23 protein-coding genes are annotated in these 25,344 nt (G+C 69.7%); 12 read left to right on the top strand and 11 right to left on the bottom strand.

From position 1 onward, the window contains the following. Positions 1–84 precede the first annotated feature (84 nt). Entirely contained in the window at positions 85–1,419 is a 1,335-nt protein-coding gene (locus tag IGS69_RS12695; protein ID WP_190899260.1) for an SGNH/GDSL hydrolase family protein, read from the bottom strand. A 195-nt stretch (positions 1,420–1,614) separates the two neighbouring features. On the opposite strand from IGS69_RS12695, the gene IGS69_RS12690 reads away from it, so the two are divergent. Both IGS69_RS12690 and IGS69_RS12685 read left to right on the top strand, forming a co-directional pair. Beyond that, the gene (locus tag IGS69_RS12690) at positions 1,615–2,958 is read left to right on the top strand and encodes a DUF445 domain-containing protein (RefSeq protein WP_385864255.1); all 1,344 of its coding nucleotides are present in this window, start codon (positions 1,615–1,617) and stop codon (positions 2,956–2,958) included. Between the two features lie 67 nt (positions 2,959–3,025). Next, a complete protein-coding gene (locus tag IGS69_RS12685; RefSeq protein ID WP_190899255.1) occupies positions 3,026–4,543 on the top strand; it encodes an MFS transporter in 1,518 nt (505 codons plus the stop codon). Positions 4,544–4,893: 350 nt separating this feature from the next. Here the strand turns inward: IGS69_RS12685 and IGS69_RS12680 are convergent, their stop codons facing one another. Next, positions 4,894–5,196 carry a hypothetical protein gene (locus IGS69_RS12680; protein ID WP_190899252.1) on the bottom strand — a complete coding sequence of 101 codons (303 nt, stop codon included), beginning with the start codon at positions 5,194–5,196 and terminating at the stop codon, positions 4,894–4,896. Between the two features lie 169 nt (positions 5,197–5,365). Between IGS69_RS12680 and IGS69_RS12675 the strand changes: the two genes are divergently transcribed. From IGS69_RS12675 to IGS69_RS12660, 4 genes are all read left to right on the top strand, one after another. Further along, positions 5,366–5,791: an Hsp20/alpha crystallin family protein gene (locus tag IGS69_RS12675; protein WP_190899250.1), complete on the top strand. Its 426-nt coding sequence runs from the start codon at positions 5,366–5,368 to the stop codon at positions 5,789–5,791. Positions 5,792–5,939: 148 nt separating this feature from the next. Next, positions 5,940–6,395 carry a DUF2267 domain-containing protein gene (locus IGS69_RS12670; RefSeq protein WP_190899249.1) on the top strand — a complete coding sequence of 152 codons (456 nt, stop codon included), beginning with the start codon at positions 5,940–5,942 and terminating at the stop codon, positions 6,393–6,395. 183 nt (positions 6,396–6,578) lie between these two features. After that, complete coding sequence (locus IGS69_RS12665) at positions 6,579–6,953, top strand: VOC family protein (protein WP_190899246.1); 375 nt, start codon at positions 6,579–6,581, stop codon at positions 6,951–6,953. A gap of 42 nt (positions 6,954–6,995) precedes the next feature. Then, positions 6,996–7,358, top strand: a complete 363-nt coding sequence (locus IGS69_RS12660) for a hypothetical protein (protein WP_190899244.1) — start codon at positions 6,996–6,998, stop codon at positions 7,356–7,358. 35 nt (positions 7,359–7,393) lie between these two features. On the opposite strand, the gene IGS69_RS12655 is transcribed toward IGS69_RS12660, so the two are convergent. The 3 genes from IGS69_RS12655 to IGS69_RS12645 form a co-directional block, all read right to left on the bottom strand. Continuing rightward, positions 7,394–8,164, bottom strand: coding sequence for a transposase (locus tag IGS69_RS12655; protein WP_190899242.1), 771 nt, complete (start codon positions 8,162–8,164; stop codon positions 7,394–7,396). A gap of 348 nt (positions 8,165–8,512) precedes the next feature. Beyond that, positions 8,513–8,728: a DUF397 domain-containing protein gene (locus IGS69_RS12650; RefSeq protein ID WP_332836554.1), complete on the bottom strand. Its 216-nt coding sequence runs from the start codon at positions 8,726–8,728 to the stop codon at positions 8,513–8,515. Continuing rightward, entirely contained in the window at positions 8,728–9,573 is an 846-nt protein-coding gene (locus IGS69_RS12645; RefSeq protein ID WP_190899240.1) for a helix-turn-helix domain-containing protein, read from the bottom strand. Before IGS69_RS12645 ends, IGS69_RS12650 begins: the two co-directional genes overlap by 1 nt. 216 nt (positions 9,574–9,789) lie before the next feature. On the opposite strand from IGS69_RS12645, the gene IGS69_RS12640 reads away from it, so the two are divergent. After that, complete coding sequence (locus IGS69_RS12640; RefSeq protein ID WP_190899239.1) at positions 9,790–10,437, top strand: ATP-binding protein; 648 nt, start codon at positions 9,790–9,792, stop codon at positions 10,435–10,437. Between the two features lie 4 nt (positions 10,438–10,441). Here IGS69_RS12640 and IGS69_RS12635 read toward each other — a convergent pair whose 3' ends face one another. The 3 genes from IGS69_RS12635 to IGS69_RS12625 all read right to left on the bottom strand — a co-directional run bounded on the left by IGS69_RS12635 (position 10,442) and on the right by IGS69_RS12625 (position 16,725). After that, positions 10,442–13,609: a DUF3427 domain-containing protein gene (locus IGS69_RS12635; RefSeq protein WP_385864319.1), complete on the bottom strand. Its 3,168-nt coding sequence runs from the start codon at positions 13,607–13,609 to the stop codon at positions 10,442–10,444. A gap of 486 nt (positions 13,610–14,095) precedes the next feature. Continuing rightward, positions 14,096–15,112, bottom strand: coding sequence for an SEC-C domain-containing protein (locus tag IGS69_RS12630; RefSeq protein ID WP_190899234.1), 1,017 nt, complete (start codon positions 15,110–15,112; stop codon positions 14,096–14,098). Between the two features lie 137 nt (positions 15,113–15,249). Continuing rightward, positions 15,250–16,725, bottom strand: coding sequence for a glycoside hydrolase (locus tag IGS69_RS12625; RefSeq protein ID WP_190899232.1), 1,476 nt, complete (start codon positions 16,723–16,725; stop codon positions 15,250–15,252). Positions 16,726–16,946: 221 nt separating this feature from the next. Here IGS69_RS12625 and IGS69_RS12620 point away from each other — a divergent pair, with 221 nt between their 5' ends. The 4 genes from IGS69_RS12620 to IGS69_RS12605 all read left to right on the top strand — a co-directional run bounded on the left by IGS69_RS12620 (position 16,947) and on the right by IGS69_RS12605 (position 21,132). Then, the gene (locus tag IGS69_RS12620; protein ID WP_031107255.1) at positions 16,947–17,258 is read left to right on the top strand and encodes a DUF6412 domain-containing protein; all 312 of its coding nucleotides are present in this window, start codon (positions 16,947–16,949) and stop codon (positions 17,256–17,258) included. A gap of 88 nt (positions 17,259–17,346) precedes the next feature. Beyond that, the gene (locus IGS69_RS12615) at positions 17,347–18,057 is read left to right on the top strand and encodes a YidC/Oxa1 family membrane protein insertase (protein WP_190899230.1); all 711 of its coding nucleotides are present in this window, start codon (positions 17,347–17,349) and stop codon (positions 18,055–18,057) included. A gap of 144 nt (positions 18,058–18,201) precedes the next feature. Further along, complete coding sequence (locus IGS69_RS12610; protein ID WP_190899228.1) at positions 18,202–19,059, top strand: fumarylacetoacetate hydrolase family protein; 858 nt, start codon at positions 18,202–18,204, stop codon at positions 19,057–19,059. Positions 19,060–19,275: 216 nt separating this feature from the next. Further along, complete coding sequence (locus tag IGS69_RS12605) at positions 19,276–21,132, top strand: serine/threonine-protein kinase (protein ID WP_190899226.1); 1,857 nt, start codon at positions 19,276–19,278, stop codon at positions 21,130–21,132. 93 nt (positions 21,133–21,225) lie between these two features. Here the strand turns inward: IGS69_RS12605 and IGS69_RS12600 are convergent, their stop codons facing one another. The 3 genes from IGS69_RS12600 to IGS69_RS12590 all read right to left on the bottom strand — a co-directional run bounded on the left by IGS69_RS12600 (position 21,226) and on the right by IGS69_RS12590 (position 23,792). After that, entirely contained in the window at positions 21,226–22,092 is an 867-nt protein-coding gene (locus tag IGS69_RS12600) for an LLM class F420-dependent oxidoreductase (protein ID WP_190899224.1), read from the bottom strand. A gap of 72 nt (positions 22,093–22,164) precedes the next feature. Continuing rightward, entirely contained in the window at positions 22,165–22,704 is a 540-nt protein-coding gene (locus IGS69_RS12595) for a heme-degrading domain-containing protein (protein ID WP_190899222.1), read from the bottom strand. Next, the gene (locus tag IGS69_RS12590) at positions 22,701–23,792 is read right to left on the bottom strand and encodes a Gfo/Idh/MocA family protein (protein WP_190899220.1); all 1,092 of its coding nucleotides are present in this window, start codon (positions 23,790–23,792) and stop codon (positions 22,701–22,703) included. Before IGS69_RS12590 ends, IGS69_RS12595 begins: the two co-directional genes overlap by 4 nt. 95 nt (positions 23,793–23,887) lie before the next feature. Here IGS69_RS12590 and IGS69_RS12585 point away from each other — a divergent pair, with 95 nt between their 5' ends. Further along, the gene (locus IGS69_RS12585; protein ID WP_190904473.1) at positions 23,888–25,069 is read left to right on the top strand and encodes an ROK family transcriptional regulator; all 1,182 of its coding nucleotides are present in this window, start codon (positions 23,888–23,890) and stop codon (positions 25,067–25,069) included. Positions 25,070–25,344 lie beyond the last annotated feature (275 nt).

Raw genomic sequence — 25,344 nt, 5'->3', positions numbered from 1 at the left:
GGGCCGCACCGAGCCCCGGCAGCAGCGCGCCCGCCGCCTGTGTCAGGCGACGGGCACGGACGAGACGCTGCGGACGGAACGGGATCACAGCTCCGCCGGCGCCGACCCCTTCAGTGTCTCCAGGTCGAACGACTCCGCCATCCGCGCGTATCCCTTGTCGCTGGGGTGCAGATGGTCGCCCGAGTCGTAGTCGGCCCGCAGCCGCCGCGGGTCGTACGGGTCGCGCAGCGCCTGGTCGAAGTCGGCCACGGCGTCGTACACCCGCCCGGCGCGGATCTGCGCGTTGATCGTCTGGCGTACCGCCTCCCGCGCCTCCGTGTACCCCCGGTGCCCGTAGAACGGCATCAGCGTCGCTCCGACCACCTTCACGCCGCGCGCGTGGGCCTGCCCCACCATCGTGCGCAGCCCGGCGATGATCGCGTCCGGGTCGGCGAGCCGCGGGTTGCGCAGGATGTCGTTGACGCCGAGGTCGATGACGACGACCTTGACGTTCGTCCGCTCCAGCACGTCCCGCCCGAAGCGGTTCAGGCCGCTGGGGTTGTCCGCGGGGCGGCCGAGACCGTCGGCGAGGACCTGGTTGCCGCTGATGCCCTGGTTGACGACGCTGTAGCGGGGCAGGTCCCGGCCGGCCGCGATTTCCGCGCGCAGCCGGTCGGAGAGCACGTCGGTCCAGCGGCTGTTGGTGTCCGGCGTGGAGGTGATGCCGTCCGTCAGCGAGTCGCCGAGGACGACGACCGTGCCGTCGGACTCGTTGCTCAGCAGGTCCAGCGCGGTCAGATACCGCCAGGACCCGGTCCGCTCGGTGTACGGCGTGCCCGTGGTGTCCTGGGCGTGGTCGCCCTGGGCGACGTAGGAGATCTGGCGGGCGTGCCGGTGGTAGGTGACCGGGCCGGAGCCGGCCGGGGTGTAGGTGGTGATCAGGACGTCGGAGTCGTGCGGGACGACGATCCGTACGGCGTCGCTCATCACCTGCCGGCCGGGCGGGATGACGACGGTGGGGCCGCCGCCGAAGGTCAGCTGCCGCATGGTGTCCGCGAGTGCCGCCGCCGTGCCGCTGCCCGCGGAGACGGCGATCGTCGCCCGCGTGACGCTCAGCGGCGACTGGCCGTAGAGATTGGACAGCGTCACGCGGGCACTCGTACCGCCGACACTGGTGTGGATGACGTTGCGGACCGAACGGTCCGCCATGCCCGTGGCCTCGGTGCCGGGTTCGGCGGCGGAGGGGGAGGCGGACCAGGTGCCGACCCAGGTGCCGGTGGAGGCGGGTGCGGCGGAGTTGTGAGGGGCGCGACCGTCGCCGAGGGCGTTGCGGTTGCGCCGGCCGTCGTCGGCACCCACGCCGACGTAGATGGCGGTGGAAAGGCCCACGATCGCTGCGACGACCACGGCCAGGAGGGCGTAACCACGTCCTCGGGTCATGCTGTGTTGTTCTCCTCGGGCGATGGGAGCCCAAGGCTCCGATCTGATGTGCCCATGATGCGTCATGGGCCGGGGGAGGTTCACAGGACCCCGTGGCAATACCCCCCTCCCGACAGACGCCGGGAACTCCTGTTCCGTTCCAGGAGTCGGTCAGGAAGGGACAATGTGTGCGGGATCACCGAGCGGGTGGAGCGGATGGAACAGACGAAAGCAGCAGAAAAGGGTGCCGTCGCCGGTGGGCAGCATGCCCGCCCCGGCGGCGCCGTGAACCGCGCGATGACGACGTTCAGCCCGGCGGACGAGGAGAAACAGCGCGGCGTACGCCGGATGAAGCTCACCGCCACCGGACTTCTGGTGTTCGTGGCGCTGGTCTACGTCCTGTCCACATGGGCGCACAACTCCGGTGCCGGGACCTGGGCGGCCTACGTCGCCGCCGCCTCCGAGGCGGGCATGGTCGGCGCGCTGGCGGACTGGTTCGCCGTCACCGCCCTCTTCCGGCACCCCCTCGGCATCCCCATCCCGCACACCGCGATCATCCCCACCAAGAAGGACCAGCTGGGCGTCTCCCTGGGCGAGTTCGTCGGGGAGAACTTCCTCTCCGAGGACGTCGTACGGCAGCGGCTGCGCGCCGTCGGCATCGGCAGCCGCCTCGGCGCCTGGCTCGCGGTCCCCGAACACGCCGACCGGGTCACCGCCGAGCTGTCCACGGCCCTGCGCGGCGCCCTGACGGTCCTGCGCGACTCCGACGTCCAGGCGGTGGTCGGCGAGGCCATCACCCGCCGCGCGGGCGCCCAGGAGATCGGCCCCGGCATCGGCAAGATGCTGGAGAAGGTCGTCGCCGACGGCGGCCACAAACGCGTCGTCGACCTCGTCGTCACCCGCGCCCACGACTGGCTCGTGCTGCACGGCGACTCCGTGATGGACGCCGTGCAGGGCGGCGCCCCCGGCTGGACCCCGAAGTTCGTCGACAAGAAGGTCGGCGAGCGCGTCTACAAGGAACTGCTGCGCTTCGTCACCGAGATGCGCGACATGCCCGGCCACCCCGCGCGCGGCGCCCTCGACCGGTTCCTCACCGACTTCGCCTCCGACCTCCAGTCCGACACCGACACCCGCGCCCGCGTCGAGCGGCTCAAGAGCGAGGTGCTGGGCCGCGACGAGGTCCAGGACCTCATCGCCAGCGCCTGGACGGCCGTACGGTCCATGATCGTCGCGGCGGCGGAGGACGAGCGCAGTGAGCTGCGGCTGCGCGTGCGGGCGTCCCTGCTGTCGCTGGGCTCGCGGATGGCGGCCGAGCGCAAGGTCCAGGAAAAGGTCGACAAGTGGGTGGAGGACGCGGCCGTCTACGTCGTCACCACCTACCGCAAGGAGATCACCTCCCTGATCACGGACACGGTGGCGAGCTGGGACGCCGAGCACACCACGCGCAAGATCGAGGCCAACATCGGCCGCGACCTGCAGTTCATCCGTATCAACGGCACGGTCGTCGGCTCCCTGGCCGGCCTGCTGATCTACACGGTGTCGCACGCGCTGGGGGCGTAAAGCTTCGGGCGTAAGAGAAGCCGGTCAGGGCACCCGATCTCGGTTCCGCTCGACGAGGAGGGAGCCCATGACCACCGCACAGGCCGGGACCGGCCGAACCATCACCACCGACATCCCCGCCCGCCTCGACCGCCTCCCGTGGTCGCGCTGGCACTGGACGATCGTCATCGGCCTCGGCACCGTGTGGATCCTCGACGGTCTAGAAGTCACCGTCGTCGGAAACATCGCCAGCCGCCTGTCCGAGCCCGGCAGCGGCCTGCCCATCACGTCCGGTGAGGTCACCGGCATGGCGGCCGCCCTGTACGTGGCGGGCGCCTGCCTGGGTGCCCTCTTCTGGGGCCGCCTGACCGACAAGTGGGGGCGCAAGAAGCTCTTCATGATCACGCTGGCGGTGTACCTCGCGGCCACCGCCCTCACCGCGATCTCCTTCGACACCTGGTGGTTCTTCCTCTTCCGCTTCCTCACCGGCTTCGGTATCGGCGGCGAGTACGCGGCCATCAACTCCGCGATCGACGAGCTGATCCCCAAGGAGTACCGCGGCCGCACCGACCTGATGATCAACGGCAGCTTCTGGCTGGGCGCGGTCTTCGGCTCGCTGCTGTCGATCGTCGCCCTGGACACGGACATCTTCGCGGCGAACGTCGGCTGGCGCCTCACCTTCGCGCTCGGCGCGGTCCTCGCCCTGGTGATCCTCCTCGTGCGCCGGCACGTCCCCGAAAGCCCACGCTGGCTGCTGATCCACGGCCGCGAGGACGAAGCGGAACGCATCGTCTCCTCCATCGAACGCAGGATCCAGGAGGAGCGGGACGAACCGCTGCCGCGCCCCGAGGGCGAGATCACCATCCACCAGCGCCGCAGCATCTCCTTCCTGGAGATCGGCCGCACGGTCTTCTCCGACTACCGCAGGCGCGCCGTCCTCGGCTTCTCCCTCTTCATCGGCCAGGCGTTCCTCTACAACGCGATCACCTTCGGCTTCGGCGCGATCCTGACCACGTTCTTCGACGTCCCGAGCGGCAACACCGGCTACTACTTCGCCGTCATCGCCATCGGCAACTTCCTCGGCCCGCTGCTCCTGGGCAAGCTCTTCGACACGGTCGGCCGGCGCATCATGATCTCCGGCACGTACATCCTGTCCGGCCTGCTCCTCTTCGGCACGGCCTGGCTCTTCGACCAGGGTTCGCTGAGCGCGGCCACCATGACGGCCTGCTGGTGCGCGGTCCTCTTCTTCGCCTCGGCCGGCGCGTCCAGCGCCTACCTGACCGTCTCCGAGATCTTCCCGATGGAGACCAGGGCCATGTCCATCGCGTTCTTCTACGCCATCGGCACGGCGGCCGGCGGCATCAGCGGCCCGCTCCTGTTCGCCAAGCTCACGGAGACCGGCGTCGTCGGCGACACGGTCCTCGCCTTCTCGATCGGCGCGACGCTGATGTGCCTGGCGGGCCTGGTCGCGGCACTCCTGGCGGTGAACGCGGAACGCCGCTCCCTGGAGGACATCGCCAAGCCGCTGACGGCGGCGGGCAGCGAGGGCAGCGCGGGCAGCGAGGGCAGCGCGGCCGGCGCGGCCGGGGGAGGGGGCAGGGGATGACAGAACTGCGCTATAGTTGATCTGCGTCCAGTCGCCGGAAGTCCGGTGAGCGGACAGTGCGTTGGTGGTCCAAGGAAAGACGCCCCACTTCCTGTGGGGAGATGCAGGTGCAAGGCCTGCCCGGCGCTCCGAAGAAGAACCCGGCCCTGGGATTCAGGGCCGGGTTCTTTGCTGTGTCGGGTCTTTGTTGGGTCGGCTTCCTTGCGGTGTCGGCTTGCTTGCGGTGTCGGCTTCGACGTGATGTCGGGTGAGGTGAGCCGGCCGGCCGGCCGCGCCGACTCACCGAGAGCAGCCGATAGCCGATGCCGCTCAGCCGATGCCGGCAGCCGACGCCGATCAGCCGACGCCGGTCAGCCGCGCCGGTCCGCGACCGCCCACGACGCCAGCGCCACGGCTCCCGCCACTCCGAACACGGCAGGCCAGGCGCCCACCTTCTTCGCCAGCGGATGCGACCCGGCGAAGGCGGCGACGTACGCGGCCGACAACGCCCCCGCGGCCACCCCACCGGCCTGCTGCCGCCACTGCCGCGCGGCCGCCACCCCGGCCGCGGCGAGCACCACCCCGCCGAGCGGCCGCTGCCTGGTCCAGCGGGCCACGCCGTACCCGCCCACGAGTCCGCTCGCGGCGACCACCGCGCTGGGAACCTTCGCCATGTCTGCCTCCTGCGTCCTACGCCCTGCTCGGGAACTCGAGGCTAGCCCGCAGGTTTCGGAAACCCGAACCTGAGCCCTGGGTTGTCAACTTTCCTCCCCCGAGCTATATAAGAAGACGCAGACCGTAGGGCATCGCACCGCCTGCGTCCGAAGAGAGGAGTGACCAGTGATGCTCATGCGCACGGACCCCTTCCGTGAGCTCGACCGACTGACCCAGCAGGTGTTCGGCCCCGCCACCTCCCGCCCGTCGGCGATGGCGATGGACGCCTACCGTTCCGGGGACGACTTCTTCGTCCACTTCGACCTCCCCGGCATCGACCCGGAGACGATCGAGCTGGACGTGGAGCGCAACGTCCTGAACGTCCGAGCCGAGCGCAGGTCCCCGGCCCCCGAGGGCGCGGAACCCCTCGTCGCCGAGCGCCCCACCGGCACCTTCACCCGCCAGCTGTTCCTCGGAGACACGCTCGACACGGAGCGCATCGACGCCTCCTACGAGTCCGGCGTCCTGACCCTGCGCATCCCGGTGGCCGAGCAGGCCAAGCCCCGCCGCATCCAGATCACGGGCGGCGACACGCGCAGGCAGCTCAGCGGCTGACCTCGCCACACCGCCCGCACCGAGTCGCGCCGCCGGTACGCGTCCGAGTACCCGGCGGCGCGGCTCAGGACGATCGCACGCACCGCACCGCATCGCACGCACCGCATCGCACACACCCCACCGCACGCACCGGAGGAAAGCCCCGCACATGAGCACGGCGACAGTGCCACGTGTGACCACGACACCCCACGCCCAGGCCGACGGCGTCACCTGGCCCCAACTGATCGATGCCGTAAGGCAGTCGGGCCGGTACGCCACCCTGCCGGAGGCCGAGCGGGTCACCCGTACCGTCCTCTCCGCCCTCGGCACCCACGTCACCGGCGACGAACGGGTCGACCTCGCCCGCGCCCTGCCCGAGGAGGCCGCCCGGCTGATCGCAGCCCAGATCCCGGCAACCCACCGGCTGACGGCCGCGCGGTTCGTCGACGAGGTCGCCTCCCGCACCCCCGGAGCCACCTCCGCCACCGCCCGCTGGGACGTCAGCTCAGTGCTCAGCGCGCTGCCGCCCCTCATCGGCGACGACCTGACCACCCGCGTCCTGGCCCAACTCCCCCCGGGCTACGCCCTCCTGTTCGGCCGGGCGGAGCTGGCGCTGGCGCCGTAGGCGCCAGAACCCGTCGCGCCCGACGGCCACCCCGCGTCGCACAGGGGGTGGCCGTCGTGGCGCAGGCGGCCAAGTCGACGACTTCATCACCTGCCCGAGGACGTCAAATAGTTCGACAGCGTCCGTCTTCCCGCCCATCCTTCGGTGCGTAGCGCTGTACCGACAGAGGTCAGGGAGACGACGTTGAACCCCACCATCCGCCACATCACCTTCGACTGCACGGGCGAGCCCTACGAACTGGCGCGCTTCTGGGCCGAGTTCCTGGGACATGCCGTCTCCGACATCGACAAGCCCGGGGACGACGAGGTCCTGATCGAACTTCCGGACGGCGCGCCCGGCCTCCTCTTCGTCCGGGTCGAGGAGGCCAAGACGACGAAGAACCGCATCCACTTCGACCTGGGCCCCACCGGCCGCACCCGCTCCGAGGAGGTCGAACGCGCGGTCTCCCTCGGCGCTCGCCTCCTCACGGACCGCACCCTCCCGAACGGCCGAGGCTGGGTCGTGATGGCGGACCCGGAGGGCAACGAGTTCTGCATCGAACGCGGGCAACTGGGTTAGCCGGAGGCACGGCTGAACTCGAACCAGGAGGTGCGAGTGCCAATGTCCGAAGACCGACCAGGGGTGTACGAGATCCGGATCCACGGCTGCCCGACCCTGCGAGAGGCTCTCGCACTCCAGGCCCCGATCGAACACCTCCTGTGCCCCGACCCCGACCACGTCCCGCCGTGCGAGATCCCCTGGAGCTTCACCCTCGCCGACGGCGACGACGACGCGCCCACCGTCCTCGTCCTGGGCGTGTATACGTCCAGGGGCCGGGCCATGCAGGTGGGGGAGCGGGTGCGCATGCTCGTGGGAGAGACACGGACCGTTGCTGTGGGCGAGGGGGATGCCGGGGAGTGGGAGGAGCTGGTGGAGCAGTATTGGTTCGAGGAGGGGTTGGGCTCAGCGCTGTCCGGTAAATGATCTACAGCATGCTGGTTGACCAGCTTTGTTTCGGGTCATCCGGCGAGGGCGAGGTTGTTCAGGCGGGCGATGCCGAGCATGGCGTGGTGGACGCCGTCGCCTCTGAGGCGGCAGTCGCGGAGGATCTTCCAGGTCTTCATGCGGGCGAAGGTGTGCTCGACGCGGGCGCGGACTTTGCGGTGGGAGGCGTTGTGTTCCTCTTTCCATGCCGGGAGTTCGGCCTGGCCGCGTTCGCGGCGGTGCGGGATGACCAGGCCGGTGCCGCGGTAGCCGCCGTCGGCGATCACCATGGTGTTGCCGACGGCGTCCTTCACGCCGGACAGCTCCCACGCCTTGCAGTCGTTCCGGTTGCCGGGAAGGGGTCGGCCAACGGCGACGACGAGCCGGGTGTCGGCGTCGATGACCACCTGATGGTTTGTGGAGTAACGGTAGTTCTTGGATTTCTCGGCGATGCTGTGGTCGCGGGTGGGCACCAGGGTGCCGTCCACGATCAGGACGGTGTCCTTGCGGAACCGCTTGCGGGGCTGGAGCGCGAGCGACGGGCCGAGGTGATCAACGAAGCGGTCGGCTGCGGACTTCGACACCCCGAACAACGGCGCCAATTGGCGCAGGGTGAGGTTTGTGCGCCAGTACGCAGCGACCAGCAACAGCCGGTCCTCCAGCGGAAGGCTCCACGGCCGGCCCTTGCGGACCGGGTCCGCTCCCTCGCGCCGCAGTGCGGTGATGAGTTTGCCGAACTGCCGCGGGCTCAGCCCGGTGAACGGGGCTATCCAGGAGGGCTCCGACGCCGTGATCACACCAGACACGCCAAGATCGTCCCACCCGTGGCCGGGCTTTGAATGGCACGGTTGACCAGCTGCGCGGTTCACCGCACAGCCCAGACTCCGGCGATCGGAGTGGGGGGTGGGGACACGGATACCAATCCAGTCCCGGACTGGATGCCGGGGACCTTCCCACCCACCCCCCATGGCCGCGAGTCCCTCACGATCTCCGTCCGACCCATCACTTCGCACCGTATCCCGAGGCGCTGACAACGCTGGCAGTCGGCGAACAAAGGCCACGAGACCACTTGCGGAGCGTGTTCACCACCTCAGGCAACCAGGTACCTCACCCATGACCAGCAGTTACGGGACAAGCCTTAGGTCTCGTCTGCGTCAGGGTCTTGTACTGGCGCCCTTCATGGGCTGGAGGAAGAAGCGCCACGCATCGCCGCTCACACTGATCACATTCGCCTCCGCCCTCTTCGAGTCGCGAACAAGAGCACCATGGCTCGTGAGTACGCACTCCACGCACTCGCCTCCGGCACCGTTGCTGTAGGACGACCGGAACCACGCGAGACGGCTGCTGGCGTCGGACTCAGGCGATATCACTACGTGTAATCCTTCAAAATCGACTCGATCAACAGGGCCGAACGCTGAGGACTCAGGGCTGCCGCTCGCAGGCCGTCGAAGGCCCTCGTGTACTCACGTACATGATGTTCGCCCTCCAGGTACACAGCATCCGTAATGCCGTCCCGGTACACGATGTCAGGATCCTCAGGGGCCGGAAAGCCCAGCATGGTGAAGGAACCGGTGGTCGGACGGGTCCCTGAGTCGAAGGGAAGCACCTGCAGCGTCACGGTCGGCAGTTCGGCAGTATCCAGAACTCGTTCCAACTGCTCCCGCATCAAGGCGCGGTCACCGATGACGTGGCGCAGTGCGCCCTCGTTCACGATGAACCAAGCGTCCGGAGCTTCTGCCTGCCGCAGCATGGCTTGGCGTTCCATGCGTACCTGCACCGCCTTCGCGATGTCCTCTCCGGACATATGTGCTCCAGCCTTGTGAAGCTCGGACGCGTACACCTCGGTCTGCATGAGGCCCGGGACCACTTCGCACTGGTACTGGCGGAAGGTCGAAGCCTCCTGCTCCAAGCCGATGTAGATGTTGAACCACTCGGGCACGCCGGCGCCGTGGACCTGCCACCAACCGCGCACTTTCGCCTGTCGAGCCAGTGACTTGAGGAACTCCCGCAGTTCATCGCTCGTGTCGTAGAAGCGGCACAGGGCGTCAATGTCCGAGGGCTGGACGCGTCCGCTGCCCGTCTCCATGCGGTTGACCTTGGAGCCGCTCCAATCCAGCGCCTCGCCGACCTGAGCGCATGTCAGGGCGCTCTTCTCCCGGAGCTTCTTCAGCTCGATCGAGAGGCGCCGTCGGCGTGCCGTGGGCGATCCGGCCATCTCAACCCTCTTCCCAGTAGCGAGCGTTCAGTCTCGCGCCAAGGGGTGTGCTTGCCAATCACTCAGAAGTGGGAATCCCTTCCTGCACATTGCATAACGGGATGCGTTCCCCGCACTCTGGTCACGAACGCAACTCACCGTGAGCGTCCGTGACGTTGTGCTGTCGATGCGGTGTCAACCGCGATGAAAGGGGTCCGCGTGAGTCAGGAAGTCTGCATGCCACGCAAACCGTGGGACATCGCCTTCACGGCCGAACCCGCGGAAGTGGCGGCCCTGCGCCGGATCATGCGGCTGCACCTGGGTGTCTGGGGGTTGCAGCACCTGGTCGACGAGGCCCAACTGTGCGTCAGCGAGCTGGTCTCCAACGTCATCACTCACGTGGGGTCCGGCACCCCCGCGACGCTGGCCGTCTCCATGAAGAGCAACCACCTGCGCATCGAGGTGCACGACCCTGACACGCGTGCCCTCCCCACTCTCCGTGACGCGGCCACGGACTCCGAGGAGGGGCGCGGGATGGCTCTGGTGGACGCGGTCGCCGACCGCTGGGGCGTGCTGCTACATCCGGATCGCAAGATCACGTGGTGTGAGCTGGCGACCCGGCTGGCCACGGCCGACGGCCACGTTCAAGCCTCCAGCGTGATGCGGGCCGAGGCCCTGCTGCATCACTACGCCGCTGCTGCGCAGCCCCAGCACAGAGTGGGTGCGGGCAGATTGACCTCGACCGCGGCGGAAGAGACGGTGATCGCGGCGATCACCGACTTCCTCCACTGGTTCCGAGCCCACGGCCGAGACGCGGACGACATGCTCGACCGAGCGCAGATGCGCTTTGAGGCCGAGCACGGTGCCCCATGCCGGGGACTGTGAGGCATCAGCCGGCGATTGCTGAGTACGTCCAGACATCAGCCGGAATCGAGTGCCGCAACTGCCATGTGATGGCCATCGGCTTGCTGCCTGTGTGCTCCACATAGTCGGCAGGGCCAAGCAGCATCCATGGCTGGGCACCGCCGATGTCCGTGCTTTTGTAGCGACGTACAAAGAGCAGGATGTGGCTGCCATCAGTGGCGTGGCGTTGATACCGCAGGCCTGTGGGGGACGTCTCCGAGATCTGGTGTTGGGACTCCCAGTGGAAGCGGATCTCGCTGAGGGCATAGTCGCGGTAGCGGGTCTGAGGGGAGAAGTCCTTCTCATCCTTCTCCAAGGTGATCAGGAGGGCGTCGGTCTTCATGGACTCGCACCACTTCACGCCCTCGCGGAAGTCGCCGGGCATGAAGCCGCCGATGGCAGACGCACCCAGGGCAGGCAGTATCTCCTCGCGGCTGTATGAGGCGTGGACGGTCAGCGGGGTCCCCGCGTGGTCTCCGATCCCGAGGAGGGGAATCGGGACGTGCTCCGTGTGAGCGAGGTTGTACGCCAACATCTGGCGGATTTCACTGCGCACAGCCTGCTGTTTGCGCAGCGTCGCGAAGCCGGAGTCGTAGCTGGCGAAGCCCTTGCGGGTCACTCCGCCGAGGGGCCATAGCTGGAAGAAGAGCATGCGGGCATACGCCTGTCCCTGCTCATCGAGCTCCCTGTACGTAGGCGCGTCATCTTCCAACATCCGGGTGTATGCGGCTACACGCAGCGGATCGTCCACGTGCCGAAATGCAGGGACGCGTTTGAGGAGCGCTGCTTCACCTTCAGGCGCCTCACCCTTGAGTAGTCCTGCACGGCGTAGCAGACCGGTCCAGGAGTTGCCGCTTCCGCGGTAGAGCTCCTTTAGTTCACGGCCGCTCTCGTCTAGGTAGTGGCTGAGCCTTGGCTCTGCATAGTCCGCAACTTCGCGTGCTAGTGCAGTGACATTGACGCCGATCTGATCCCTGATGTTGGCGATGATCGCCTTCTTCGCCTTCTCTTCAAGGATGATCTGGCAGCCCGAGGGGAGCTGAGGGAAGTCGTGCTCGATGTGGTCCAGAAGTCGTTTGCGTGTCAGGTTGGTGAGTGCTCGAAACTGGTTCTCGAAACGGAATTCCTTGCGATGCTGCCCGATGAAGTCCAGCACGGTGAGCACTGCTTTGCCTTCAGACCGGCGGAGCCCGCGGCCGAGCTGCTGCAAGAACACCGTGGCGCTGGACGTGGGGCGTAGAAGGAGCAGGGTGTCTACGTCAGGGATGTCGAGGCCTTCGTTGAAGAGGTCGACCGAGAAGATCACTTGGAGCTTGCCCGATGCCAGGTCAATCAGCGCCTGCTTACGCTGCTCGGCCGGTGTCTCCCCGGACAGGGCGATGGCCTGAAGGCCGGCTGTCCGGAAGGCCTCAGCCATAAAGTGAGCGTGGGCTACTGACACACAGAAGCCCAACGCTCGCATGGCGTGGGGATCGGACAGCTTTTCCCGAACGGCCTTCACGACCAGCCGGGCACGTCTGACGTTGCTCGACAAGACGTTGCTCAGCGCAGTTGGGTCATACGTCCCACGCTTCCACTCCACCGTGCTGAGGTCTGTCGTGTCGCTGATGCCGAAGTAGTGGAAGGGGCTGAGTAGATCATTCTCGAGCGCCTCCCACAGGCGCATTTCGGCTGCGATCCGGCCGTCAAAGAACTCGTCCTGAATGTTCTTGCCGTCCATGCGTTCAGGAGTGGCGGTGAGCCCCAGGAGTTCCAACGGCTGGAAATGATCGAGGATCTTTCGGTACGTCGGTGAGGTTCCGTGGTGGAACTCGTCGATGACGATCACATCGAAGTGATCCGGAGCGAGCCGGTCCAGGCCCTTGGTGCTCAGCGACTGCACGCTAGCGAAGACATGTGACCAACGCTCCGGGATTTCACCACTATGTAGCGATTCGCCGAAGTTCGCGTCCACCAAGACGTCTTGGTATGTCCTCATCGACTGATCGAGGATTTCCTTGCGGTGGGCGACAAAGAGAAGCCGCAGGTCACGGCCGTGCTTCTTGCGTAGCCCTCTATAGTCGAGGGCTGCCATAACGGTCTTGCCCGTGCCCGTAGCTGCCACCAGCAAGTTCTGGTGCCTATCGTGCACCTCCCGCTCGACTTCGAGTCGCTCCAGCATGTCGCGCTGGTGGGGATACGGGCGTACCTCCAGCCCGGACAAGGTGATCCCACGCTGAGCCGCGGCCGTTGATGACGTACCGCCCGCGATAGCCAGGGCTTCCTGGAGGCGTTCGCCATCGGCCTCCGGGTCGTACGTCTCGAAGGACGGGTCACTCCAGTAGGCGTCGAAGGTGGCCTCGAACTTGCGTATCACGTCAGGCGTGGCGACCGAGGAGAGTCGGACGTTCCACTCCAGGCCATCCAGCAGCGCTGCCTTGGACAGGTTGGAGCTGCCCACGTACGCCGTGTCGTATCCGCTCTTGCGGCGAAACAGCCACGCCTTGGCGTGCAGCCGGGTCGAGCGGGTCTCGTAGTTGACCTTGACCTGCGCATTGAACTCATGCACGAGTCGATCCAACGCCCGTCGCTCAGTTGCGCCGATGTAGGTCGTCGTGATGACCCGTATCGGTACCCCTCGTGCATGGGCTGCCTTGAGCGACTGCTCAATGATCCGTAGCCCATGCCACTTCACGAAGGCGCACAGCAGGTCCACGCGGTCGGCGGTAGCGAGTTCCGCACGCAGCTCGAAACCGAGGCTTGGATCTTCCGGCGAGTTGGTGATCAAAGCGGCATCGGAGAGCGGGATACCCGGGCGAACGGCGAAGACGCCGGGTGCCTCTTGCCGGGTGATCGCGAGGAGTTGGCGCGGTCCGTCGGCGACCAAGTCCACCCACTCCTTGGCGCCGTGCAGTGTGCTGAGGGACTCGAGGATGTGGTTCGCCGCGTAGACCCGCTCCTCTGCCGGAAGGTTCTGCAACACCTGCCGAACCGTCCCCCCGATGTGTCGCGCTAGGACGTGCGGCACAGAGTCAGGCCCCACCGACTCGCTGATGGGGTGCCATCCGAGGCTGGCCAGCTCCTTCAACTGCTGCTCGAAGCGGAGGGTGATCAGCTGCTCGTACAGTCCATCGGCCGGGGCAGAGACGTCGGTGCGGCTTTCAGACACAGGCAGGCTCCCCCGATTGATCGTGCCGATCGATGAGGCTGTTCTATCAAGAGGCATACCTAGAGGAACACGGCATCGCGTCGATCTGGAGGAGTGAGGGCGGGGGCGGTTCTCCCATAGCCGTCTCGTGGGACCTGGCCGTAGGAGCCTGACCAGGCGGCGTATGCACCCTGGCGACACTTGGTTGCTGTAAAGGCCGCCCGCTTCTTGGTCAGTGTCGTGCCTCCGCGCCCCGCCTCAAGGGCGCTTCACTCCGCTGCGCTGCGTTCCGCGTCGGCTGCGCCGATGGCCCTGCGGGCCACCCTTGACCCGGGCCGCTCCAGCACGGGGGAGAAGCGAGCGGGCGGCCCGGGGGAGCGGGGGCCGGGGTGGGTGGCGGGGCTGTGCGCTGTGCGGGTGCCCGGCGTGACGGGCGCGTCAGCGGGTCCGGGCACGCCGGGTCGGCTCAGCGGTGACCTGCCGGTGGTCCGCCTGGGCGAGGGCAGTGGAGTCTCAGGCCGTGTTGCCGTGGCAGCGGGCGTACGTCTCGCCCGAGCCGCACCAGCAAGCCGCCCCCTGCTGTGGGGGCCACGCCACCGCCCGTCCCCTTGCCGCCAACGTCGTCGCGTACTGGGGGAGGAGTGCCGGGTCGGTCGGGGAGGAGAGTTCCGAGGCCGCGAAGGCCTCGTAGGACGGGACCGTGCCGGTGACGATGCCCAGGTTCGGGGTGCCGGAGGCGGAGAGTTCGCGGAGGGCCGTCTCTATCGTCGCGAGGTGTTCCTCGTGGGTCGGGTACTCCGATGCGAGGGTCGGGTACGCCTCCAGGAGTTCCGTCAGTTCCGGAGCCGGCCAGTGCAGGATCGCCACCGGGAAGGGGCGGGAGAGGGCCTCCCTGTACGCGCCCAGTTCCGCTCGGAGGCGGAGGATCTCCGCCTCCAGTTCCGCGGGGTTCTCCGAGCCCAGGGACCAGACGCGCTTGGGGTCGTGGAGTTCGTCCAGGGTGATCGGGAGGGAGTGGACCGAGTCCGCGAGGGCGTCCCACTCGTCGTGGGTCTTGCCGAGCATGCGGCGGACCCGGTGGCGGCCGAAGAGGAGGGGGTGGGTGGCGTAGGGGGGCTCCTCGACGTCCGTCAGGAGGCGGCGTACGGCCTCGGTGAAGGTGTCGTGGGCCGCTTCCAGTTCGTCGTGGGACTCCAGGGACTCCGCGACGATCACCCACGGGGCCGGGTCCTTGGGGGCCGCCACCCTGACGCCCTCGATGATCGCGCGGGCCTCGGCCTCGTGGCCGTACTCCCAGAGGTTCGAGGCCTTGAGCGCCCGTACCAGGTGGGGGTTCTCCAGGCCGTCCGGGGAGGACAGCAGGCGGTCGTAGAGCGTGGAGGCGGTGGGGCGGTCGCCGGAGAGTTCCAAGTGGGCCGCTGCCCGCAGCAGCAGGGCCTCGGCGTCCTCGGGATACAGGCCGGCGGTCCGCTCCAGGCGTGCCGCCTCGGCGGTGTGGTCGACGTTTTCGGCAGGCGTGTCGGGGCGCATGGGGGACACCGTACTGCCGGGAGGTGACGAGCGTGAGAGATGTGCAGGCCAGACCCGATATCCGGGTACTTCAGGGCTTCCCTCGGGCTCGTCGTCCGGGGCGGCGGTTCGCGCCGGACCGCCGCCCCGGCGTTGATCTAGAGCGTCACACCGTCTATTTGGAGCGTTTGTACCGACTTCGCCGCGAAGGGTACAGCTACGGACTTGCCGGACAAGTGGATGTCCGAGCGGGCCGTGTAGAGGTCGGCGCCGCCCGTCGTGACCGTGTTCCAGCGGGGGACCAGGCCGCCCGAGCCGCCCGTCACCGTCGCGAAGCGGGACAGGTCGAACGTGAGGGTCTGGGCGGACGTGGACGTGTTGACCGCCACGATCACCAGGCGGCGGGCCGTCGCGTCGTACGCCGCCACCGCGTGGTCCACGCCCGTGTCCAGGATCGTCATGCCGGGGCGGATGTGGCGGCTGAACTGGGCCATCACATAATGCTTGGTCTGGACGGTGGTCGGCTGGAGGGTGTTCGCGTCGTAGGCGATCATCGCCCAGCCCGTCGACGGATCCATGACCTGCCAGTAGCACCAGGCGGTGGGGTGCAGCCAGCGGAAGTCGAGGCAGAGGTTCGAGGCCATCGTCAGGCCCGTGCCGTCGCCGTCGCCCGTCTCGGAGTTCCACAGCTTCTTGCGGGAAGTGGTGACCACGTCCGTGTGGAGGAGGTCGCGGCGGCCGCCCGAGCCCTGGTAGCCGTGCACGTTGACCTGTGACACCAGGGCCTTCGTCGACGGACCGAAAGATCCCCAGGTGGAGCGGGCCGTGTCGTAGTTCGTCTCGTCGGAGGCCGCGATGCGCAGGCCCGTGAGACCGCGCTTGTCCAGCTCGCTGCGCATGTGGGGGAGTACGGCCGCCTGGACTGCCGGGTCCATGTGACAGCCCTCCTGGGTGCCGGTCGCGGTCCACCAGGTGGAGGCCGGCTCGTTGAAGGGGTCGACCGTCGCGAAGTTCACGCCCCAGTTGTTCTTCGCGTACAGGGCCGTCGCCGCCAAGTGGCTCGCGTGCTGGCGGTAGTTCCAGGTCTGGAGGTTGTTGCCGCCGCCCGCCGCGCCCGAGGGATTGTGGTTGGAACACATCCACCACATGGGGGAGTTGGCGAAGAGCTCGGTGATCGCGCCGCGCTGCGTGGCCTTCACCAGCATCGCCCGCTGGTTGGCGTCCGCCGTCCACTTCCACGCCGAGGACGTGGGGTCCTCGTTGTTCCAGTCCTGCCAGAAGCCCTCGATCTGCTTGAAGGCGGGGATGTTGGGCGACGTCACCATCGTCTCGCCGCCGACGCTGTCGGAGCTGCACGCGCCGAGGTTGTAGCGGGCGATGCTGAGGCCCAGACCGGGCAGGGAACGGCCGTTGTACGTGACGGACTTGGTCGTGAAGAACAGGTCGGCGAAGTCGTCCCGGGCGCCGAAGACGTTGGCCCACCAAGCGAGGGAGGTGCCCCAGCCCTCCCAGGTGCCGTACGTCGTCGACGGGTTGACGGCGATGGTGGCGTCCGCGTGCGCGGTGCCCGTCGCCAGGGCGCTGCCGAGGAACGTTCCGCCTGCTGCGGCCAGCAGACTTCTGCGTCGGATCACGGCTCCTCCGTAAGGGAGTTGGGGGCGGACGCCGGTCCCCGGCCCGGCGCACAGGAGTGCCCCGTGGTTGGTGACGAGAAGCATCGGGTGTGACGGGTGGGTTGTCGAGAGTTCTGACGAACCTTTCTCAAACCCGTGTACGAAGTCGCGGGCCCGGGCGGGAGGGTGGTCCTGTATAACGGACGGCAGGGCATACGCACGTACGAAGGGGAGGGGCAGCCGTGAACCGGAGCTGGGCCACGCTGCGTCCCGCCCTCGCGCTGCTCTTCCTCCTCGTCGAGGTGGCGCTGCTCGACACCGGCAGCCTCACCGCCACCGTCGCGCTCGCCGCGACCGCCGCCGCCTCGTCCGCCCTCGCGCTCTGCGCCGTCATCGCCTCCCGCTGCGCGCCCACCGTGCCGCGCACCCGCGTGCGTACGGCCATCCGCGACCGGGACCGGCGCACCGCCTTCCTGCCGCAGCGCGATCCCGACGCCCGGGGGCGCACCCGGCCCCGGGCACCCGGCCACGCCCTCCGGGCGACCGTCGCGTAGGGGCATATCCACACCTGGGTGACCCCGCGCGGGTCGTCATGCCGCCATGACCTGTTCCGGCACGACGAGACCCCCGGAGGGCTCACCCATGTCCGTCTTCGCCAACCTGGTCGAGCACCTTGCCGACCTGCTCCAGCCGCTGTTCGGCGCCTCGGCCGCCGCCGCGGCGATCGTCCTGTTCACCGCGCTCGTACGACTCCTCGTCCACCCTCTGTCCCGGGCCGCCGCGCGCGGCCAGAAGGCCCGCACCGCGCTCCAGCCGAAGATCGCCGAGCTGCGGAAGAAGCACGGCAGGGATCCCGAGAAGCTCCAGAAGGCCGTGCTGGAGCTGCACGCCGAGGAGAAGGTGTCGCCGCTGGCCGGCTGCCTGCCCGGGATGCTCCAGATTCCCGCGTTCTTCCTGCTGTACCACCTGTTCTCCAGCGACACGATCGGCGGCGAGGCCAACGGGCTGCTCGGCCACCAGTTGTTCGCGGCCCCGCTCGGGGAGCGGTGGACGGACGCGCTCCAGGGCGGTGTCCTCGGGGGTGCGGGACTCGTCTACGCCGGGCTGTTCGTGATCGTCGGATGCGTCGCCGCGTTCAGCTACCGGCTCAGCAAGCGCACGCTGGCCGCGAACCCGGCTGCCCGGGCCGGTGACGCGGAGCAGCTGCCCGGGCTGGGGGCGGTGACCAGGGTGATGCCCTTCATGTCGTTCTTCACGCTGGTCACCGTGGCCGTAGTGCCGCTGGCCGCCGCGCTGTACGTCGTGACTAGTACGACGTGGAGTGTCGTCGAGCGGGCCGTGCTGTACCGGTGACCGGGCGGGGCTGGGTCCAGTACGTGAACGGGGTATTGCGGAGTGCACTCCCAGCTTGGAGGATCGACCAGTCCTCCGATGGCTGCCCCGCCGCACCCGGGTCGCGCGCATCGGCCGGGCGCCCGCGATCGAGGGAGACTGATCATGAAGCTGCTGCGAGTCGGTACGGCGGGGGCGGAGCGGCCCGCGCTGCTCGACGCCGAGGGGACCCTGCGGGACCTGTCGGGTGTCGTCGCGGACATCGACGGCGCGCTGCTCGCCGACGAGGAGGCGCTCGGCCGGGTCCGGGCCGCCGCCGACGCCGGTGATCTGCCCGTCCTGGACGCCGCCGGGCTGCGGATCGGGCCGCCGCTGGCACGGATCGGCAAGATCGTCTGCATCGGCCTGAACTACCACGACCACGCGCGCGAGACCGGCGCCGAGCCGCCCGCCGAGCCGGTCGTGTTCATGAAGGCCCCGGACACCGTGGTCGGGCCCAACGACACGGTCCTCGTGCCGCGGCGGGCTCTCAAGACCGACTGGGAGGTGGAGCTGGCCGTCGTCATCGGGCGTACGGCGCGGTACCTGGGGTCCGTGGAGGAGGGGCTCGCGCATGTCGCCGGGTACGCGGTGGCGCACGACGTGTCCGAGCGGGAGTTCCAGATCGAGCGGGGCGGGACCTGGGACAAGGGCAAGAACTGCGAGACGTTCAACCCGCTGGGCCCGTGGCTCGTGACGGCGGACGAGGTCCGGGACCCGCAGGACCTGTCCCTGAAGCTCTGGGTCAACGGGGAGCTGAAACAGGACGGGACGACGGCCGAGCAGATCTTCTCGGTGGGTGAGGTCGTGCGGTACCTCAGCCAGTTCATGACGCTGTACCCGGGCGATGTGATCAACACGGGTACGCCGGCCGGCGTAGCACTGGGAGCGCCCGAGCCGAAGCCGTTCCTGCGGAGCGGGGATGTCGTGGAGCTGGAGATCGAGGGGCTCGGGCGGCAGCGGCAGGAGTTCAAGGACGCCTGAGCGGCGGGAAGGCGCCTGAGTGGTGAAAGGCGCCCCCGGCGCAGTTGAGCGCGATGGGAGCGCGTGCGGTGCGCGCGCTCCTGTTCGGCCTCTCATAGCGCTCGATGTCTGGAAATCAGCCAGTACGGTTGGCGACCGGGTGGACTGATGCACGGCGCGCTCCGAACCGGCGGCTCCTGCGCCGGCCTCGCACCCTGACGCCGAACGGGGAGCACCATGCGGGTACTTGCGGAGCGCTACGAGCTGGTCGAGGAAGCAGGACGTGGCGGCATGGGCCAGGTCTGGCGCGCCACGGACCGGGAGCTCGGCCGGGTCGTCGCCGTGAAGATCCTGCCGCCCGAGCTGACCAGGCACGAGGAGTTCCGGGTCCGGTTCCGCAGGGAGGCCCGGACCATCGCCTCGCTCAGCCACCGCAACATCGCCGTCCTGCACGACGTCGGTGAGGACGTCCAGGACGGCGGCGAGACGACCCCTTTCCTCATCATGGAGTTCATCGACGGCCGCACGGTGGCGGACGCACTGGCCGAGGGGCCGTTCACGGTCGAGCGTGCCATCGACGTCACACGGGGCATCGCGGAGGCTCTCGCCCACAGTCACCGTCAGGGCCTGGTCCACCGGGACATCAAGCCCTCCAACGTCATGCTCACCTCCGAAGACGGGGTCAAGGTCCTGGACTTCGGGATATCCAAGGTGGTGGCGGAGACCACCACCCGCCTGACCGCGACCGGTATGACGGTCGGGACCCCGGCCTATCTGTCACCGGAGCAGCTGACCGGTGGAGCGGTCGACGGTCGCTCCGACCAGTACTCCACCGGCTGCCTGCTGTACGAACTGCTCACGGGACGGCCGCCGTTCAGCGGCGACTCCCCGTTCGCCGTGATGCACCAGCACATCAGCAAGGAGCCCGTCGCCCCCTCCGCGCTGCGGCCGCTGATCCCGGCGGCGGTCGACGAGGTCGTACTCCGGGCGCTGTCGAAGGACCGGGAGCAACGCTTCGCCGGCATGGGGGAGATGCAGCAGGCCCTGGCCCGCGCGGGGAGCGGAGTCCCGGCCCTGCCGGCGATGCCTCCCGCGCCGCCGGTCCCGCCGCCGTCGGAAGCCGGGCCGGGGCGGACGGTGCTGGCAGAACAGCCCACCCAGGCCGCGTCGTTGCCGAGACAGGCCACCACCTCACCGCCCCCGCGTCCTGTCGTCGACCCGGGTGAGACAGTCCCCGACGAGGACGGTCAAGCGCCCGCCGCATCCTCCGGGGCGACGGCCACTGCCCCCGAGCGCACCGCCCCCGACGGGACCGCCCCCGACCGGACCGCCCCCGACCGCACCGGCCCCGACCGGACCGCCGCCGAGGCCGCGTCGTCCCGGCGCGGATGGCGTCGGCTCCCGGCCGGGAATCGTGCCGTGGCCCTGCTGGGGCTCCTGGTCTCGGCCGTGGTCGTCCTCGTCCACCAGGACATCGATCCGTCGAGCGACCTCCTCGTGCCGCTGGCGGTGGTCGCGGTCCTGGGACTGGCCGCGTTCCGCCGGCTCCCGCTCACGTCCGCTCTGCTGTGGTGGGGCGCCGGCGCCATGGTCATCGCGGGTGTCCCCGCCGGGGTGCCGTCTGATGAGAGCGACTACGTCTACGTGAGCGACACGGACTTCGACAGCTCCCTCTACTACTACGGCACCTACTACGAGGACTACTACGAACTGGACGAGGACCCCTCCGGGCACACGCTGTTCGAGCAGGGGTACGACGGAGAGTACGAGCCCGCGTCGGCCATGGTCTCCATGGACTACACGGGACACGAGCCGATGTCCGTCCTCGCCGTTCCGGTCCTCGTCCTCGCCGCCCTGTGCCTTCTGCGGACGCTGCGCTCCGGGCGGCAGTCGGCTCTCGTGGCGGCCTCCGGCATCACGCTGGCCGGGCTGGGCGTCAGCTGGCTGGCCGCCGGAACGGACGACCAGCTGGCGTGGTTCTCCCTGGCCTGGGGGCTGACCGTACTGGTGGCGCTCGTCCAGGAGTTGCGGGCCCGTCGGCGGGGCACGGGGCCGCGGCCCCGGCGCCGTCTGCGGTTCGTCGTCGCCGAGTAGGAAAGGCCCGCACACCGGCCGGTGAACCGCGCGGCTTCGGCGGCCCGGGCCGTCCGTGGCTCGTCGCGGTTCCCCGCGCCCCTGAGGCGAGTCTCAGTCCAGCAGTGTCGCCACGTCGCGCCACGCCTTCCGGGGGAGGGCGTCCCGCGGCTCGTCGTTCACCACCTGGAGGGCCACATGGTCCGCGCCCGCCTCGAAGAACGCGTCGATCTTCGCGCGGATCGCCGTGTCGTCGCCCCAGGCGAACAGGGCGTCGACCAGGCGGTCGCTGCCGCCGTCCTTCAGGTCGTCCTCGGTGAAGCCGTGCCGCAGGAAGTTGTTGGTGTAGTTCGGCAGCGGGAGGTAGAGCTCGAGGAACTCCCGGGCCAGGGCGCGGGCCCGGTCCGGATCCGTCTCCGGGACGACGCCCAGCTCCGGGGCGAGCAGCGGGGCCTCGCCCAGGAGCTCGCGGGCGTGCGCCGTGTGCTCCGGGGTGACCAGGTACGGGATCGAGCCCGCCGCCCGGTCGCGGGCCAGCCGGAGCGACTTCGGGCCGAGCGCGGCCAGGAGCCGCCGGTCCGCCGGCACTCCGGCGGCGTCCAGACCGTCGAGGTACTCGACCAGGGCCGAATAGGGGCGGGCGTACTGCTCCACCCGCTTGGCGTGGCTCACCCCGAGGCCCAGCAGGAACCGCCCCGGGTGGGCCGACTCCAGGTCCGCGAAGGCCCTGGCGGCGGCGTCCGGTTCGTGCTGCCAGATGCTCTGGATGCTGGTGCCGACCGTGAGCTTCGAGGTCGCCTCGATCAGCGGGGCGGCGTTGGCGGCGGAGCTGTTGCCGCCCAGCCAGAGGGCGCCGTAGCCGAGTTCCTCCAGTTCGGCGGCGGCCTCGGCGCGTTCCCCGCGCCGGTCCGCGTCCTCCGAGCGCAGACCTACGCTCCAGATGCCGTACCGGCCGACGGTCTCCTTCAGGGGGGTGGTCATCGGTGGGTCCCTCCGGTTGGGGCGCCGCGCTTGATCACGCGTACGCAGGTGCCAACCGGAGGGAGTCCCCGGTCATTCCGGGTGCGGGACCTGGAGGTCCTGGAAGCGCTCCAGCGCCTCGACCACGAGCCGGTGGTCCTGGAGCTGCGGCAGCCCGGACACCGTCACCGCGCCGATCACGCCGACGCCCTCGACGGTGATCGGGAAGGAGCCCCCGTGCGCCGCGTAGGTGTCGGGGTCGAGGCGCGAGGACTCCTCGAACGTGCTGCCCTTGGCGCGGAAGCGGGCGCCGACCAGGTAGGACGCGGAGCCGTAGCGCTCGACCACCCGGCGCTTGCGGGCGATCCAGGCGTCGTTGTCCGGGGTGGAGCCGGGCAGCGCCGCGTGGAAGAGCTGCTGGCCGGCGCGGTGGATGTCGATGGCGACCGGGGCCTGCCGCTCCCGGGCCAGCTCGACGAGGAGCGAGCCGAGTGCCCAGGCGTCGTCGTACGTGAACTGCCGGAACACCAGCAGGCGTTCCTGCTTCTCCAGCTCCTCCAGGCTCGGGGTGAGCTCGGGGTGGAACTTCGGGGTGAGCCCCTGGCTGTGCGAGGGGTTGCTCTTCTGGGTCACAGCGTCACCGTCACCTTCTCGAGGGCCGAACGACGGGCGGCCTCCAGTACGTCCAGGGCGGCGGCCGCCTCCCGCGCGGTCACCGGGTTGGGGCCGCCCTCCAGCAGGGCCTTCGCCACGGCCGCATAGTAGGCGGGGTAGTCGCCCGGGAGGGTGGGTTCGGCGCGTCCGCCGCCGGTCAGCGGGGACTCGCCGGAGCCCACGCGGCCCCACAGCGACTCGGACTCCGCACCCCAGCCGGGGCCGGGGCGCAGGCCGTCCCGGAGCGCCGCCTCCTGGGGGTCGAGGCCGTACTTGACGTAACCGGCGGTCGAGCCCAGGACGCGGAAGCGGGGGCCGAGCTGGGCGGTCGTCGCGGAGACGTAGAGATGGGAGCGGACGCCGTTGGTGTGCGTGATCGCGATGAACGTGTCGTCGTCCGTCTCGGCGCCCGGGCGGCGGATGTCCGTCTCCGCGTACACGGAGGCCGCCGGACCGAACAGGACCAGGGCCTGGTCGACGACATGGCTGCCGAGGTCGTAGAGCAGACCTCCGATCTCTGCGGGGTCGCCGGACTCGCGCCAGCCGCCCTTCGGCTTCGGACGCCACCGCTCGAAGCGGGACTCGAAGCGCCACACGTCGCCCAACTCGCCCTCGTTCAGCAGCTTGCGCAGGGTGAGGAAGTCGTTGTCCCAGCGGCGGTTCTGGAAGACGGAGAGGAGCAGCTCGCGCTCCTCGGCGAGGGCGGCGAGCTCGCGGGCCTCGGCCGCCGTGCCCGCGACGGGCTTGTCGACCACGACCGGCAGGCCGGCCTCCAGCGCGGTCCTCGCGAGCGGCACGTGCGTCTTGTTCGGGGAGGCGATGACGACCAGGTCCAGCTCGGCGGCCCGGTCGAACAACTCGTCGGGTGTGGCGGCGAGGCGGACGTCCGGGAACTCGGCACGGGCCTGCTGCTGCCGTTCCGGGTTCGAGGTGACCACCGTGTCGAGGGCGAGGCCCTCCGTGGCGGCGATCAGCGGGGCGTGGAAGACGGAGCCGGCCAGGCCGTAGCCGACGAGGCCGACGCGGAGGGGCGAGCCGGAGGCTGTGCCGAGGGGTGTGCCAGTCATGCTCCCCACTTTCGCAACGCTGTTGCCAAAGTGCAAGCGCCGGGGACAATGGGGGTGTGAAGAGGGCGGACGACCGTACGGGCGGAGTGGGCGGCATGCGCGGGACGGGAGGCGCGGGGGCGGCCGGCACGGCCGGGGTCGGAGTCGGAGCCGGGTCGGGGGCCGGGGGCGGCGGGGTCAATCTGCTCGCCCTGCGCAGCCACAACGCCGCTCTGGTGCTCGACCTGCTGCGGACGGCCGGGGACGAGGGCATCAGCCGCCTCGAACTCGCCGAGCGGACCGGACTCACCCCGCAGGCCGTCAGCAAGATCACCGCCCGGCTGCGGGAGGACGGGCTCGTGGCGGAGGCCGGCCGCCGGGCGTCCACCGGGGGCAAGCCGCGCACGGTGCTGCGGCTGGTGCCCGAGGCCGGGCACGCGGTCGGGGTCCATCTGGACCGGGACGAGGTTCGGGTCGTGCTCGTGGATCTGCGGGGGACCGTGGTGGGGGAGCGCCGGGCCGCACTGGATCTGGGGGCGGGGGCGGAGGCCGTGCTGGGAGCGGTGGAGGAGGCGGTGGCGGGGGTGTTGCCGGCCCACGGCGACAAGCCCTCCGGGCACGGACTCTCCGGGCTCGATCCATCCCTGCTCGGCGTCGGCGTCGCGTTGCCCGGACCGCTCGATCACGCCCGGGGGGTGCTGCACCGGGTGACCGGATTCCCCGGGTGGGACGGCTTCCCGCTGCGGGAGGCGCTGGCCGGGCGGCTCGGGGTGCCGGTCGTGGTCGACAAGGACACCAACGCCGCGGCGCTGGGCCTGGCCGCCGGGGGCGAAGGCGGCTCCTTCGTGTACCTGCACCTCGGTACGGGCCTGGGGGCCGGGCTGGTCATCGGCGGCAGCGTGCACCGCGGGGCCAGGACCGGGGCCGGGGAGTTCGGCCACCAGGTGATCCAGCTCGACGGCCCGCACTGCACCTGCGGGGACCGGGGCTGCGTCGAGGCCCTGAGTCTCGGCGCGGTGGCGCGCGGCGATCTGGACGAGGCGGCACGGGTGCTGGGAGCCGGCGCGGCGAATCTCGTCGGGCTGCTCGACATCGACGTCGTCCTGCTCGGCGGCCGTACGGTGGCGGCGGCGCCGGAGGCCTTCGTGGGCGGGGTCGACGCGGTGCTGGAGGCCCGGTCCCGGCGAACGGGCCAGGACGCGGTACCGGTGCGCGTCGCCGCCGGCGGAGACGGGGCCGTGGCAGTGGGGGCGGCCCAGCTGGTGCTGGGGCCGGTGTTCGGGCGTGGGGGCGGGTGAGGTGCGGGGCTGTGGAGGAACCCGGCGGGCGTGGTGAGGGCTGGGGCTGTGGAGCAGGCCGGCGGGCGTGGTGAGGGCTGGGGTGGTGGAGCAGGCCGGCGGGCGTGGTGAGGGCTGGGGTGGGGTGCCGGGCGGGTAGGACTCGTGCCGCTTGTGCCGCTCGTGCCGCTCGGTCCGCTCGTGCCGCTCGGTCCGCTCGTGCCGCTCGGGCCGCTCGTTCCGGGCCGGTGTCAGACGTCGAGGTGGTCGAGGCGCGGCACGGACCGGATGGTGGG

It is taken from the genome of Streptomyces tuirus (assembly GCF_014701095.1).
In the GTDB taxonomy this organism is placed as follows: domain Bacteria; phylum Actinomycetota; class Actinomycetes; order Streptomycetales; family Streptomycetaceae; genus Streptomyces; species Streptomyces tuirus.
Note: the sequence above shows the minus strand (reverse complement) of the source record. Positions and strands in the feature narration are given on the sequence as shown.

What these genes read in the sequence shown, in the direction of transcription:
- IGS69_RS12685 (WP_190899255.1), top strand. Translation starts at nt 3,026, where the DNA reads ATGACCACCGCACAGGCCGGGACCGGCCGAACCATCACCACCGACATC.
- IGS69_RS12670 (WP_190899249.1), top strand. Translation starts at nt 5,940, where the DNA reads ATGAGCACGGCGACAGTGCCACGTGTGACCACGACACCCCACGCCCAG.
- IGS69_RS12610 (WP_190899228.1), top strand. Translation starts at nt 18,202, where the DNA reads ATGAAGCTGCTGCGAGTCGGTACGGCGGGGGCGGAGCGGCCCGCGCTG.
- IGS69_RS12660 (WP_190899244.1), top strand. Translation starts at nt 6,996, where the DNA reads ATGTCCGAAGACCGACCAGGGGTGTACGAGATCCGGATCCACGGCTGC.
- IGS69_RS12695 (WP_190899260.1), bottom strand. Translation starts at nt 1,419, where the DNA reads ATGACCCGAGGACGTGGTTACGCCCTCCTGGCCGTGGTCGTCGCAGCG.
- IGS69_RS12600 (WP_190899224.1), bottom strand. Translation starts at nt 22,092, where the DNA reads ATGACCACCCCCCTGAAGGAGACCGTCGGCCGGTACGGCATCTGGAGC.
- IGS69_RS12690 (WP_385864255.1), top strand. Translation starts at nt 1,615, where the DNA reads ATGGAACAGACGAAAGCAGCAGAAAAGGGTGCCGTCGCCGGTGGGCAG.
- IGS69_RS12630 (WP_190899234.1), bottom strand. Translation starts at nt 15,112, where the DNA reads ATGCGCCCCGACACGCCTGCCGAAAACGTCGACCACACCGCCGAGGCG.
- IGS69_RS12585 (WP_190904473.1), top strand. Translation starts at nt 23,888, where the DNA reads ATGCGCGGGACGGGAGGCGCGGGGGCGGCCGGCACGGCCGGGGTCGGA.
- IGS69_RS12680 (WP_190899252.1), bottom strand. Translation starts at nt 5,196, where the DNA reads ATGGCGAAGGTTCCCAGCGCGGTGGTCGCCGCGAGCGGACTCGTGGGC.
- IGS69_RS12640 (WP_190899239.1), top strand. Translation starts at nt 9,790, where the DNA reads ATGCCACGCAAACCGTGGGACATCGCCTTCACGGCCGAACCCGCGGAA.
- IGS69_RS12675 (WP_190899250.1), top strand. Translation starts at nt 5,366, where the DNA reads ATGCTCATGCGCACGGACCCCTTCCGTGAGCTCGACCGACTGACCCAG.
- IGS69_RS12615 (WP_190899230.1), top strand. Translation starts at nt 17,347, where the DNA reads ATGTCCGTCTTCGCCAACCTGGTCGAGCACCTTGCCGACCTGCTCCAG.
- IGS69_RS12645 (WP_190899240.1), bottom strand. Translation starts at nt 9,573, where the DNA reads ATGGCCGGATCGCCCACGGCACGCCGACGGCGCCTCTCGATCGAGCTG.
- IGS69_RS12590 (WP_190899220.1), bottom strand. Translation starts at nt 23,792, where the DNA reads ATGACTGGCACACCCCTCGGCACAGCCTCCGGCTCGCCCCTCCGCGTC.
- IGS69_RS12605 (WP_190899226.1), top strand. Translation starts at nt 19,276, where the DNA reads ATGCGGGTACTTGCGGAGCGCTACGAGCTGGTCGAGGAAGCAGGACGT.